The 12439-nt window shown below is 61.3% G+C and carries 9 protein-coding genes; 8 read left to right on the top strand and 1 reads right to left on the bottom strand.

All coding sequences use genetic code 11. The features are described from left to right. Positions 1–104 precede the first annotated feature (104 nt). The 5 genes from N2600_RS19370 to xylA all read left to right on the top strand — a co-directional run bounded on the left by N2600_RS19370 (position 105) and on the right by xylA (position 7282). The gene (locus tag N2600_RS19370) at positions 105–1319 is read left to right on the top strand and encodes an HlyD family secretion protein (RefSeq protein WP_170259866.1); all 1215 of its coding nucleotides are present in this window, start codon (positions 105–107) and stop codon (positions 1317–1319) included. A gap of 129 nt (positions 1320–1448) precedes the next feature. Further along, positions 1449–3047 carry a DHA2 family efflux MFS transporter permease subunit gene (locus N2600_RS19365; protein WP_162119373.1) on the top strand — a complete coding sequence of 533 codons (1599 nt, stop codon included), beginning with the start codon at positions 1449–1451 and terminating at the stop codon, positions 3045–3047. Positions 3048–3256: 209 nt separating this feature from the next. Then, entirely contained in the window at positions 3257–4279 is a 1023-nt protein-coding gene (locus tag N2600_RS19360) for a LacI family DNA-binding transcriptional regulator (RefSeq protein WP_032985740.1), read from the top strand. Between the two features lie 21 nt (positions 4280–4300). Then, on the top strand, positions 4301–5755 hold the full coding sequence (gene xylB, locus N2600_RS19355; RefSeq protein ID WP_170259865.1) for a xylulokinase: 1455 nt from the start codon (positions 4301–4303) through the stop codon (positions 5753–5755). Positions 5756–5971: 216 nt separating this feature from the next. Beyond that, the gene (xylA, locus tag N2600_RS19350) at positions 5972–7282 is read left to right on the top strand and encodes a xylose isomerase (RefSeq protein WP_260109453.1); all 1311 of its coding nucleotides are present in this window, start codon (positions 5972–5974) and stop codon (positions 7280–7282) included. A 70-nt stretch (positions 7283–7352) separates the two neighbouring features. Here the strand turns inward: xylA and N2600_RS19345 are convergent, their stop codons facing one another. After that, positions 7353–8384: a LacI family DNA-binding transcriptional regulator gene (locus tag N2600_RS19345; RefSeq protein WP_260109452.1), complete on the bottom strand. Its 1032-nt coding sequence runs from the start codon at positions 8382–8384 to the stop codon at positions 7353–7355. Positions 8385–8554: 170 nt separating this feature from the next. Between N2600_RS19345 and N2600_RS19340 the strand changes: the two genes are divergently transcribed. From N2600_RS19340 to N2600_RS19330, 3 genes are all read left to right on the top strand, one after another. Continuing rightward, positions 8555–10081: a sugar ABC transporter ATP-binding protein gene (locus N2600_RS19340; protein WP_260297146.1), complete on the top strand. Its 1527-nt coding sequence runs from the start codon at positions 8555–8557 to the stop codon at positions 10079–10081. Positions 10082–10158: 77 nt separating this feature from the next. Further along, complete coding sequence (locus N2600_RS19335) at positions 10159–11163, top strand: ABC transporter permease (RefSeq protein WP_162119369.1); 1005 nt, start codon at positions 10159–10161, stop codon at positions 11161–11163. A gap of 84 nt (positions 11164–11247) precedes the next feature. Continuing rightward, positions 11248–12195 carry a substrate-binding domain-containing protein gene (locus tag N2600_RS19330; RefSeq protein WP_017967943.1) on the top strand — a complete coding sequence of 316 codons (948 nt, stop codon included), beginning with the start codon at positions 11248–11250 and terminating at the stop codon, positions 12193–12195. The last annotated feature ends 244 nt before the right edge of the window (positions 12196–12439 follow it).

The following is a 12439-nucleotide window of genomic DNA, read 5'->3' as shown; positions in this document are numbered from 1 at the left end:
AACCGATTGGTTCTATACATCTTGATATGACGATAAAACAGGTTTAAGTCAACTGAACCGAACCGTTCAGTTCGATTATTTACTCCAAGATCGGTAAAGTGGCCATGTCGAGCAACCAGAAGAGCAATGTCGCGCGGATCGTCAGCGAAAACGCCGAGACCGAAGAGCTAAAGTCCGAGGTCGCTGCCGTTGCAGAAGCTCCAGTGGCGGAAGCTCGCGAAGTGCCGTCTGCCCCCGCGCAGTTGGCGCCGGCTTCGGTCGCCGCACCCGCAACTGCGAAGAAGCGCCGTAGCCCGGTGCTACCGATCGTCGTGCTCGCCCTTCTCGCAGGCGGCGGCTGGTATGGTTACGAATGGTGGACGAACGGCCGCTTCATGGTGTCGACCGACGACGCCTATATCGAAGGCGATATCGCAACGATTTCGCCGAAGGTCACGGGCTACGTCGCGAAGGTGAACGTCGTCGCCAACCAGGAAGTCAAAGCGGGCGACGTGCTTGCCACGCTTGATAATGGCGACTATCAGAACGCCCTCGACTTGGCGCAGGCCCAGATCGTCACCGAACAGCTTTCGCTACAGCGTATCGACGCGCAGATCGAAGGCGCGAATGCGAGCCTCGTGCAGGCGCAGGCGCAGAAGGTGGCACTCGAAGCGGCCGTTCGCGGTGCCGAGATCACCCAGAAGCGCCAGAGCGACCTTCATGCGAAGTCGGTCGGGACCGCCGCCGATCTCGACAACGCCAATATCGCCCTCGACCAGGCCAAGGCCAATCTTGCCGGCGGCGACGCCAACATCACCGCTGCGCAGGCCAACATCACCATTCTCCAGGCCCAGCGCAAGGAAGCCGAAGGCTCGGTCCGTTCGCTTGAGATCTCGCGCGACAAGGCCGTCCGCGACCTTTCTTTCACAGTGCTCAAGGCGCCTTATGACGGCATTGTCGGCAACCGCTCCGTCCAGGAAGGCGACCTCGTCTCTCCCGGCCAGCGCCTGATGGCGCTCGTTCCGGTGCGCCAGCTCTATATCGATGCCAATTTCAAGGAAACGCAGATCCAGCATCTGGTGCCGGGCTCGAAGGTCAACGTCCATGTCGATGCCTATAGCGATCATCCGATCGTCGGCACCGTCGCATCGATCTCGCCGGCTTCCGGGTCGGTCTTTTCGATGCTGCCGCCGGAAAACGCCACGGGCAATTTCACCAAGGTGATCCAGCGGGTACCAGTGCGCATCGCGCTGCCGCAGGATGCGCTCGACAGCGGGCGTCTGCGCGCGGGCCTGAGCGTCGTCGTCGACGTCGACACCCGTACGGCGCCGAGCAAGTAAGCCTTCAGAGCAATTCCAGCAAAAGTGTGCAGCGGTTTTGCGTCCGGAATTGCGTGAAAACAAAGAGATAGAGCAATTCCGTGACTCGAAAAAAAACGGAATTGCTCTGGAAAAGGCGGAGGTGATCTGATGGCCGGGAGCGCGGCAGCAACAGCGGGAACGATTCCGGCAGCGCCTGCCCATGCCGACGAGCGCATGGATCCGAAGAAGCTCATCGCCTTCTTCGCGATGGTGCTCGGCATGTTCATGTCGATCCTCGACATCCAGATCGTCTCGGCCTCGCTTGCCGAAATCCAGGCCGGCCTTTCGGCAGGCAGCGACGAGGTCGGCTGGGTGCAGACGGCTTATCTGATCGCCGAAGTAATCATGATCCCGCTTTCCGGCACGTTGGCGCGCATTATCTCGACGCGTTATCTCTTCGCGATCTCGGCCGCCGGCTTCACCATGGCGAGCGCGCTTGCGGCGACGGCGACGAATATCGACCAGATGATCGTCTACCGCGTCATCCAAGGCTTCATCGGCGGCGGCATGATCCCGTCGGTTTTCGCGGCTGCCTTTACCATCTTCCCGCCTTCGAAGCGCAGCATCGTCTCGCCGATCATCGGCCTGATCGCGACGCTGGCACCGACCATCGGCCCGACGGTCGGCGGTTATCTCAGCCACGCCTTCTCCTGGCATTGGCTGTTCCTCGTCAACATCGTTCCCGGCATCATCGTCACGATCGTCACCTGGAACTTCATCGATTTCGACAAACCGGAACTGTCGCTCTTCAAGAAATTCGACTGGTGGGGGCTGATTTCGATGGGGGTGTTCCTCGGCGCGCTGGAATATGTGCTCGAAGAGGGCAATTCGAACGATTGGTTCAACGACAGTTCCATCACCATCGCAGCGATTGCCTCCAGCGTTGCAGCCATCGTCTTCTTCTACCGCGCCTTTACGGTGGATTTCCCCGTCGTCGACCTGAAGGCTTTCGCGAATCGGAATTTCTCGTTCGGTTCGGTGTTTTCTTTCGTCATGGGCATCGGTCTCTATGGCCTCACCTATATCTATCCGGTCTATCTCGGGCGCATCCGTGGCTATGATTCACTGATGATCGGCGAGACGATGTTCGTCTCCGGGCTGGCGATGTTCTTCACCGCGCCGATCGCTGGACGATTGTCGACCAAGATGGACCTGCGCCTGATGATGGCGATCGGCTTCGTCAGTTTCGCCGCCGGCACTTTCATCATGATGCATCTGACCGCGGATTGGGATTTCTACGAGCTGTTCATTCCGCAGATCTTGCGCGGTTTCGGACTGATGATGTGCATGGTGCCGATCAACAATATCGCGCTCGGCACAATGCCGCCCTCGCGCATTCGCGGCGCGTCCGGCCTTTTCAATTTGACCAGAAACCTCGGCGGCGCTGTCGGCCTTGCCGTCATCAACACCGTGCTCACCAGCCGCCAGGACGTGCATTACGAGCGGCTGCGGGAGAATATGGACTGGGGCAATCCGGCGGCGATCGACCAGATGAACAACATGGCCGCCAAGTTCAACACTTACGGCATGGACGGCGCCTCTGTGGCGATCAAGCAGATGGTCGGGCTTGCCACCAAGCAGGCGATCATCCTTTCCTTCAGCGACGTGTTCCTGATCCTGACCGCACTCTTCCTTGCCATGATCCTCGGTGTCGCCATGATCAAGAAACCCGCGCCGCAAGGCGGGGGAGGCGGTGGCGGCCACTGACCTCCGGCCAGCCGCCCCTTGAAAAGGCCCTCTTCGGAGGGCCTTTTTGTTGCTGTTCTCCGGCCGCTGTGTCATCAGGCGGATGATCGTCGGCTGGATCGGTGCGACTCGGGTAGGCAATGCCGGGAAAACGAAGCGGGAATCGGGTCGCTCGATTTTTTGATTTACGTACATCAAAATTGGCGCTAATGGTCTCGTCAGGAGGAATGATGAGGCCAACCGTTCACGATATCGCTGCTGCCGCCGGTGTCAGTCTCGCGACTGTCGACCGGGTCCTCAACCAGCGCCCCGGTGTGCGCCACGTCACGCGGGAAAAGGTCGAGACCGCGATCCGCGAGCTCGGTTATATCAGAGACGTCGCCGCCGCCAATCTTGCCAAGGGGCGCACCTATCCCTTGGTCTTCATCCTTCCGGCCAGCGACAATTCCTTCATGCACGGGCTCAATGCCGAGATCCGCCAGGCGATCGTCCGCTCGTCGGCCGAACGCACCGATATCCGCACCATCGAGGTGCCGGCCTTCGATCCCGCCGCCCTGGTCTCCGTGCTTGAAGGGCTTTCCCGGGAAAAGCCATGCGGCATTGCGCTGGTTGCGACCGATGCGCCCGAAGTACGCGCTGCCGTCGACAGGTTGGTTCGCGAGCGCTTTCCCGTCGTCACCCTGGTTTCCGATCTCACGGGGTCGCTACGCCATCACTATGCTGGTGTCGACAATATCGCAGCCGGCCGCACAGCCGCCCGCCTGCTCGGACGATTCCTCGGGCCGCGAAAGGGCGAAATCGCCGTGCTCGCCGGCTCCATGCTGGTGCGTGACCATCGCGAGCGGCTGGAGGGCTTCACCGCTGTCATGGCCGAGGAATTTCCCGATCTTGCGATCCTGCCGGTCCTCGAAGGCCGCGACGACCCGGAGGTCGCCCATAGGCTCGTCGCCGACGCGCTCGGGAATGCCGGCATCATCGGCGTCTACAGCCTCGGCGCCGGCAATCGCGGCCTGATCCGGGCATTGAAGGAGAAGGCCGTCGACCGCGTACTGACTGTCATTGCCCACGAACTGACCGCCCACACGCGCGCGGCACTGATCGACAATACGATCGATGCGATCCTCAACCAGGACGCCGGCCATGAGGTGCGGAGCGCCATCCGCGTGCTGAAAGCCAAGGCGGACGGGCTTGCCGTCATCGAAGCGCAGGAGCGCATCCGCCTCGACATATTCCTGAAAGACAATCTGCCGTAACGGCAAAGGGAGAAATGCCACATGTATCTGGGTCTCGATCTCGGAACCTCCGGCGTCAAGGCGATGCTGATCGACGGCGATCAGAAGATCGTCGGCTCGGCCAATGGTTCGCTCGACGCATCGCGTCCGCATTCCGGTTGGTCGGAGCAGGAGCCGGCCCACTGGGTGCGCGCCACGGAAGAGGCTGTCGCCGGCCTCAAGGCGAAGCATCCGAAGGAGCTTGCCGCGGTCAAGGGCATCGGGCTTTCCGGACAGATGCACGGCGCGACGCTCATCGATGCCACCGACAAGGTCCTGCGCCCCTGCATCCTCTGGAACGACACGCGCAGCTACGTCGAGGCCGCGGCACTCGATGCCGATCCGCGCTTTCGCGCGCTCACGGGCAACATCGTCTTTCCCGGTTTCACGGCGCCGAAGCTCGCCTGGGTCGAAAAGCATGAGCCCGATGTTTTCGCCAAGATCGCCAAGGTGCTCTTGCCGAAGGACTATCTGCGTCTTTGGCTGACCGGCGAATATATCTCGGAAATGTCGGATTCGGCAGGCACTTCCTGGCTCGACACCGGCAAACGCGCCTGGTCGTCCGAACTGCTCGCCGCCACCAAGCTTTCTAAGGAGCAGATGCCTGCACTTGTCGAAGGCACCGAGCAGGCCGGCAAGCTGCGGTCCGAACTGGCGGCGCAATGGGGCATATCAGGCGGTGTCGTCGTGGCCGGCGGCGCCGGCGACAATGCGGCCTCGGCCTGCGGCATGGGCACGGTCAGCGATGGTGCAGCCTTCGTCTCGCTCGGCACCTCGGGCGTGCTTTTTGCTGCCAACGCTTCCTATCTTCCGAAGCCGGAAAGTGCCGTGCATGCCTTCTGCCACGCGTTGCCGAACACCTGGCACCAGATGGGTGTCATCCTGTCGGCCACCGATGCGCTCAACTGGCATTCCAGTGTCACCGGCAAGTCGGCCGCCGATCTCACCGGCGAAGTCGGCGAGACGCTGAGGGCTCCCACCGGCGTTACCTTCCTGCCCTATCTCTCCGGCGAGCGCACGCCGCACAATGATGCCGTCATCCGCGGCGCCTTCATCGGCCTCGAACATGAAAGCAGCCGTGTCGTTCTCACCCAGGCGGTACTCGAAGGCGTCGCCTTCGCCATCCGCGACAATCTCGAAGCGTTGCGCTCGGCCGGCACCGGCATATCCCGGGTCACGGCAATCGGCGGCGGTTCGCGCTCGCGTTACTGGCTGGCGTCGATCGCGACCGCCCTCGGCGTTCCGGTCGACCTGCCGGCCGACGGCGATTTCGGTGCGGCCTTCGGCGCCGCCCGTCTCGGCCTGATTGCGGCAACAGGGGCGGATCCCATTGCCGTCTGCACGCCGCCAATAACAGCCGGAACGATAGAGCCGGTGTCCGCACTGAGCGGCGCTTATGAGGATGCCTACAAGCGCTACCGTGCGCTCTACCCGGCGATCAAGTCGCTGGCGCACTGAGAACTGGAGCCAGCGGCCTCCTCATCCGCCTGCCGGCACCGACCGGGGTCGAGCCACGGGTCTCAACCCGTCCTTCGGACCCCCGAGGGGAGAAGAGGTTCGCAGCGGCGCCTCATTCCCCTTCTCCCCTGGGGGAGAAGGTGGCCCGAAGGGTCGGATGAGGGGGCTGCACGGCACGAACGATAAGACTGAATTACGAACCCAAGGAGAACCAACATGAGCACCGGATTTTTCGGCGATATCCAGAAAGTAAAATACGAAGGCCCGGACAGCACCAATCCGCTGGCCTTCCGCTATTACCAGCCGGACGAGATCGTCATGGGCAAACGCATGAAAGACCATCTGCGCTTTGCAGTGGCCTATTGGCATACCTTCACGTGGCCAGGCGGCGACCCGTTCGGCGGCCAGACCTTCCTGCGTCCCTGGTTCGAGGACTCGATGACGGCCGCCAAGCTCAAGGCCGACGTCGCCTTCGAATTCTTTTCGCTGCTCGGCTCGCCCTATTACTGCTTCCATGACGCCGACGTACGTCCCGAAGGCAAGAATTTCGCCGAGAACACCAAAAACCTCAACGAAATCGTCGATTATTTCGCCGAGAAGCAGGCGGCAACCGGCACCAAGCTGCTCTGGGGCACGGCGAACCTCTTCTCCCACCGTCGCTATATGTCGGGCGCTGCGACCAATCCGGATCCCGACGTCTTCGCTTTCGCAGCCGCGACGGTCAAGACCTGCATCGATGCCACGCAGAAGCTCGGCGGCGAAAACTACGTGCTCTGGGGCGGGCGCGAAGGTTACGAGACGCTGCTCAACACCGATATCGGCCGCGAGCTCGACCAGCTCGGACGCTTCCTCAACCTCGTCGTCGAATACAAGCACAAGATCGGCTACAAGGGCACAATCCTGATCGAGCCGAAGCCGCAGGAGCCGACCAAGCACCAGTACGACTATGATGTCGCGACCGTCTATGGCTTCCTCAAGAAGCACGGCCTTGAAAACGAGGTGAAGCTCAATATCGAGCAGGGCCACGCGATCCTTGCCGGCCATTCCTTCGAGCACGAACTGGCGCTTGCCAATGCGCTCGGTATCTTCGGCTCGATCGACATGAACCGCAACGACTACCAGTCCGGCTGGGATACAGACCAGTTCCCGAACAATGTTCCCGAAATGGCGCTCGCCTATTACCATGTTCTGGTAGGCGGCGGCTTCAAGACCGGCGGCACCAACTTCGACTCGAAGCTTCGCCGTCAGTCTCTCGACCCGGCGGATCTGCTGATCGGCCATATCGGCGGCATGGATTGCTGCGCCCGCGGCCTGAAGGCCGCTGCCAAGATGATCGAGGACAAGGCTCTGTCGCAGCCGCTCGCCGATCGTTATGCCGGCTGGGAATCCGCCGAGGCGCAGAAGCTCTTCCGCGGCGAGTATTCGCTGGATGAGATCACCCACTATGTCGAGAGCCACGACGTCAACCCGCAGCCAAGGTCGGGCAAGCAGGAATTGCTCGAGAACGTCGTCAACCGCTACGTCTGATAAAGCGCGCCGGGGGTCATCGGCCGCCGGCGCAACCCTCTCCGGCCGGAAGCTTTCAGCCTATATGGGCTTACCGTTTCAACCAGTTGCGCGACGGCGCCGAGACGGAGTTCCGAACCACCAGATCCGGCCTCAGCAGGATTTCCGTTTCGGTCGGCCGGCCATCGGACAGAAGTTCCAGCAGCAGCGCCATTGCCTGCTTGCCGATTGCCGTTCTCGGCTGGCGGATGGTGGTCAACGGTGGGGATATGAAGACGGCCTGCGGCACGTCGTCGAAACCGGTCACCGAGAAATCCCGTGGAATGTCGTAGCCTCGCGCGCGGAGGCCGACCATGACGCCGATTGCCGTCTGGTCGTTGACGCACATGAAGGCGGTCGGAAGCGTGTCGCGCATGAAAAGCTGTTCGACCGCATGCCGCCCGCTTTCGATCGTGCCGTCACCTTCGAGCACGATCCTGGTGTCGGGTGGGATGCCGGCGGCGTCGAGGCCGGCATCGTAACCCATGCGCCGTCTGGTGTAGGCAAGCCGAGTGCGCGAATCGCCGATGAAAGCGATCTTGCGATGCCCTTCGGCCAGCAGCAGGTCCACCGCTTTGCGAGCACCCTCGGTATCGTCGACGCCGACATAGGGAATGCCGCCGTTGAAGACGGGCTCGAAAACGCCGACGCTCGGCGGCAGCCGCGCGGTCATGGTCTGATGACCAAAGGGCAGGATGCCGGTGAAGAGAATCAATCCGGCCGCTTGGTTGGAATTGAAGAATTTCAAATATTCCAGGCCGCGCTGGGCATCGTTCTGGGTGTGGCCGATCAGGATGCCGTAGCCATGCGCGCGCGCTTCGTTCTCCAGGCCGACGAGAATGTTGGAGAAATTCGGATCGCCGATATCGGGCGCCACGACGAGGATCATGTTGGAGCGGCCGAGCCTCAGGCTACGCGCCATGGCATTGGTCGTATAGCCGGTGATGGCGATCGCCTGGTTGACCTTTAGGCGGGTGGAGTTGGCGACCTTCTCCGGCATGTGGATTGCCCGGGAAACCGTCGCGATAGAGACCTCGGCGATCCGGGCGACGTCTTCGATGGTTGCGGGCGTGGAATTCGACACTTGGCTCTGCCTTGGGGCTGTCTTCGCCGCGACACTACACAGACTTGTCGAGAGGTCAAAGGCAGGCTTCAACTGATCTGTGTAAATCAACGATGTAAACCTTTACACGATCTATGTAAAGGTTTACATAAGGCTTCAGAGCGGATGGGATGCCGCTTTGGGAGGGTCAGATGACTGTGGAAGCTGCCGACACCGCACCTGTGGTGCTGTCCGCCAGGCGCATATGCAAATCCTTCAGTGGAGTGCAGGTCCTCTTCAGCGTGAACTTCGATCTCCGCGCCGGCGAAATCCATGCCCTTATGGGTGAAAATGGCGCCGGCAAATCCACGCTCGTCAAGGTTTTGTCCGGTTTCGAGCAGCCGAGTTCCGGTGAAATCCTGCTCGACGGCAAGCCCGTCGTGCTGCCGCCTAATGGCGCCGCCGAGGCGCTCGGCATCGTCATCATTCACCAGGAATTCAACCTCGCCGAACATCTGACCGTGACGGAGAGCCTCTTTCTCGGGCGCGAAGTCACGCGCTTCGGCATGCTCGACCGCAAATATATGCGGTCGGAGACACGCAAGGTTCTCGACGTGCTCGGTTCGCATGTCGATGAGAACGCGCTGGTCAGCACGCTTTCCATCGCCGACAAGCAAATGGTCGAAATCGCCAAAGCGATCAGCCGCGACGCGCGGGTGGTGTTCATGGACGAGCCGACCGCGGTGCTGTCGCGAGAAGAGACCAATATGCTGTTCAAGCAGGTTCGCAAGCTTCGCGACCAGGGTACCAGCTTCGTCTTCGTGTCCCACAAACTCGACGAGGTGATGGAATTGACCGACCGCGTCACGGTGCTGCGCGACGGCCAATGGATCAAGACTTCGCCGACGTCCATTCTGGACGGGGAATCGATCGCGCAGCTGATGGTCGGCCGCGAACTCTCCAGCCTCTATCCCGCTAAGGTCGAGCCCGATGTCGACGAGGAGGTCGTCCTCAGCGTCGCCTCGGTGTCGACGGGTTATGTGAATGATGCGAGCTTCGAGGTGCGCAAGGGTGAGATCATCGGTTTCTCAGGCATGATCGGCTCCGGCCGCACCGAGCTGATGGAAGCGATCGCCGGGTTGCGAAGCCGTCTCGAGGGCGAGGTGGTCATCAAGGGGGAAACGGTTCCCTCCGGCGACGTGCATGCCGCCAATCGCTGCGGGCTCGCCTACATGACCAAGGACCGCAAGTCGAAGGGCCTCTTGCTGCGCTCCGGCATGGTCACCAATCTGACATTGCAATCGCTCGGCAGGCACGCGCGTCACGGCTATCTCAGCCCGGGCAGCGAGGCGGCCGCGATGGCAAAGGCCAAGCGTCGTTTCGATATCAGGGTTCGCGACGGCAATATCGTCGCCGGCCGGATGTCGGGGGGAAACCAGCAGAAGCTGCTGCTCGCCAAGGTCATGGAGACCGATCCTGATATCATCATCATCGACGAGCCGACGCGCGGCATCGATGTCGGCACCAAGCAGCAGATCTATCATTTCATCTCGGCGCTCGCCCGGGACGGCCGGTCGATCATCGTCGTGTCGTCGGAGATGCCGGAGGTCATCGGCCTCTGCACCAGAGTGGCGGTGATGCGCGAAGGGCGTATCGTCGGCGTGCTCGAAGGAGACGAGATTTCCGAACAGGAGATCATGCGATACGCCGCCGGGCTCAAGAGGAAGGCGGCCGCCTGAGGGCTAGCAGGGCTTTGCCTGATCAGAACGATAGATAAGATTCCCAGAAAATATGGGACGGGAGGTTGGTTTTGGAAATGAGTGTCAACGAGGAGACCAGGGAAATCCGGCGCCGATCCTGGCGGGATGTCGACCTGCGTGCGGTCGCGCCCTTCGTCGCCCTGGCGCTGCTGCTGATCGTCGGAGCCCTGGTCAATCCCAATTTCATCGGCATCACCAACCTTGCCAATGTCGCGACGCGCAGTGCCTTCATCGCCATCATCGCGGTCGGTGCGACCTTCGTAATATCAGCAGGGGATCTCGATCTGTCGGTCGGCTCGATGGTGGCCTTCGTCGCCAGCCTGATGATCCTGCTGATGAATTCGGGCGCCATCGCAAACCCGGCTTTGATGCTCGTGGTCGCGGTCGTCTTCACCATCGTCGCCGGTTCGCTGTGCGGCCTGGCGAACGGCCTGATCACGACCGTCGGCAAGATCGAGCCGTTCATCGCAACGCTCGGCACAATGGGCATCTATCGCGGCCTGACGACATGGCTGTCGCAAGGCGGCGCGATCACGCTTCGCTCCGCCGATATCCAGACGCTCTATCGCCCTGCTTATTTCGGCAATGTCGCCGGCATACCAGTGCCGATCGTGGTGATCCTGGCGGTGACGGCAGTCGCGGCCTTCATCCTCTATCGCACCCGCTACGGGCGCCATGTCGTGGCTGTGGGATCAAACAGCGACGTTGCCCGCTATTCCGGTATTGCGGTCAACCGCGTGCGCACGATCGCGTTCGTCATCCAGGGACTGTGCGTTGCCATTGCCGTGCTGCTCTATGTTCCCAGGCTTGGGTCGACATCGGCGACGACGGGCATCCTGTGGGAGCTGCAGGCGATCACGGCCGTCGTCGTCGGCGGTACGGCGCTCAAGGGCGGCGCGGGCAGGGTCTGGGGCACGATCTGCGGCGCCTTCATTCTCGAACTGGTCGGCAACATCATGCTGCTTTCGAATTTCATCAGCGAGTATCTGATCGGCGCCATCCAGGGTGCGATCATCATTATCGCCATGTTCGTTCAGCGCTCGCTGGTGCGCAAATCATGAGTTGACCGGGCTTGCAATTGATCGGGCTTACAGGGCGTCCGGTCCCGATATGGAAAAGTCCCTGAAGTTATGGGAGGAAATAGCATGCGTAAATTAATGTTGGGCCTGGCGGTTGCGGCGGTGACGTTCGCCGGCGCCGCTCACGCCCAGGACAAGAAATTCACGATCGGCGTCTCCATTCCGGCCGCCGACCACGGCTGGACGTCGGGCGTGGTGTTCCATGCCGAACGCGTCGCCAAGCTGCTGATGGCCGAACATCCCGGTCTCAACGTCATCGTCAAAACTTCGCCGGACGCCGCAAGCCAGGCCAACGCCGTGCAGGATCTCGATACGCAGGGCATCGACGCCCTCGTCATCCTGCCGTCGGATCCGGATCCGCTCGTCAACGCCATCAAGGAAGTCAAGGGCAAGGGCAAGTTCGTCGCCCTCGTCGACCGCGCGCCGAGCAACAACGATAATTCCGTGCGCGACCTCTATGTCGCCGGCAACAATCCGGCTCTCGGCGAAGTCGCAGGCAAGTACATCAAGGACACCACGCCGGACGCCGAAGTGGTGGTCATCCGCGGTCTGCCGATCCCGATCGACCAGCAGCGCCAGGACGGCTTCGACAAGGGCATTGCCGGCTCGAACGTCAAGGTTCTCGACCGCCAGTACGGCAACTGGAACCGCGACGATGCCTTCAAGGTCATGCAGGACTACCTGACCAAGTACCAGAAGATCGACGTCGTCTGGTGCCAGGACGACGACATGGCCGTCGGCGTTCTGCAGGCGATCGAGCAGGCCAAGCGCACCGATATCAAGTATGTCGTCGCCGGCGCCGGCTCCAAGGACATGGTCAAGAAGGTCATGGACGGCGACAAGCTGATCCCGGTCGACGTTCTCTATCCGCCGGCAATGGTCGGCACGGCAATGGAGCTGACGGCTGCGGCCCTCTACGATCAGGTTCCGGTTCATGGCAGCTACATTCTCGATGCGACGCTCGTCACTAAGGAGAATGCCAAGGACTTCTATTTCCCGGATTCGCCGTTCTGATCGATTGACTGGAGATATGCGCCCATTCGAAAGGATGGGCGCATTTTATATGCTTCCACTACAGCGGCTAGCCGAAAATGCTGCACGTACCTCTTGCCCGTCAAAGCCCATCATGATTAGCTCGCAGCCATATCGCATTTGGCCTCGCGCCAAATTCGACGCAAGGGCGAGGAGGCGCCTTGCTCCCGCTAAATAGCGTGCTACAACACTTCAGAAACGTTTACGGTCGATATTCAGGGAGGAA

It is taken from the genome of Rhizobium sp. WSM1274 (assembly GCF_025200775.1).
GTDB lineage: Bacteria > Pseudomonadota > Alphaproteobacteria > Rhizobiales > Rhizobiaceae > Rhizobium > Rhizobium leguminosarum_I.
Note: the sequence above shows the minus strand (reverse complement) of the source record. Positions and strands in the feature narration are given on the sequence as shown.

Excerpts from the sequence above, each read along its gene's own strand:
- N2600_RS19370 (WP_170259866.1), top strand. The coding sequence starts at position 105 with ATGTCGAGCAACCAGAAGAGCAATGTCGCGCGGATCGTCAGCGAAAAC.
- N2600_RS19365 (WP_162119373.1), top strand. The coding sequence starts at position 1,449 with ATGGCCGGGAGCGCGGCAGCAACAGCGGGAACGATTCCGGCAGCGCCT.
- N2600_RS19360 (WP_032985740.1), top strand. The coding sequence starts at position 3,257 with ATGAGGCCAACCGTTCACGATATCGCTGCTGCCGCCGGTGTCAGTCTC.
- xylB (WP_170259865.1), top strand. The coding sequence starts at position 4,301 with ATGTATCTGGGTCTCGATCTCGGAACCTCCGGCGTCAAGGCGATGCTG.
- xylA (WP_260109453.1), top strand. The coding sequence starts at position 5,972 with ATGAGCACCGGATTTTTCGGCGATATCCAGAAAGTAAAATACGAAGGC.
- N2600_RS19340 (WP_260297146.1), top strand. The coding sequence starts at position 8,555 with ATGACTGTGGAAGCTGCCGACACCGCACCTGTGGTGCTGTCCGCCAGG.
- N2600_RS19335 (WP_162119369.1), top strand. The coding sequence starts at position 10,159 with ATGAGTGTCAACGAGGAGACCAGGGAAATCCGGCGCCGATCCTGGCGG.
- N2600_RS19330 (WP_017967943.1), top strand. The coding sequence starts at position 11,248 with ATGCGTAAATTAATGTTGGGCCTGGCGGTTGCGGCGGTGACGTTCGCC.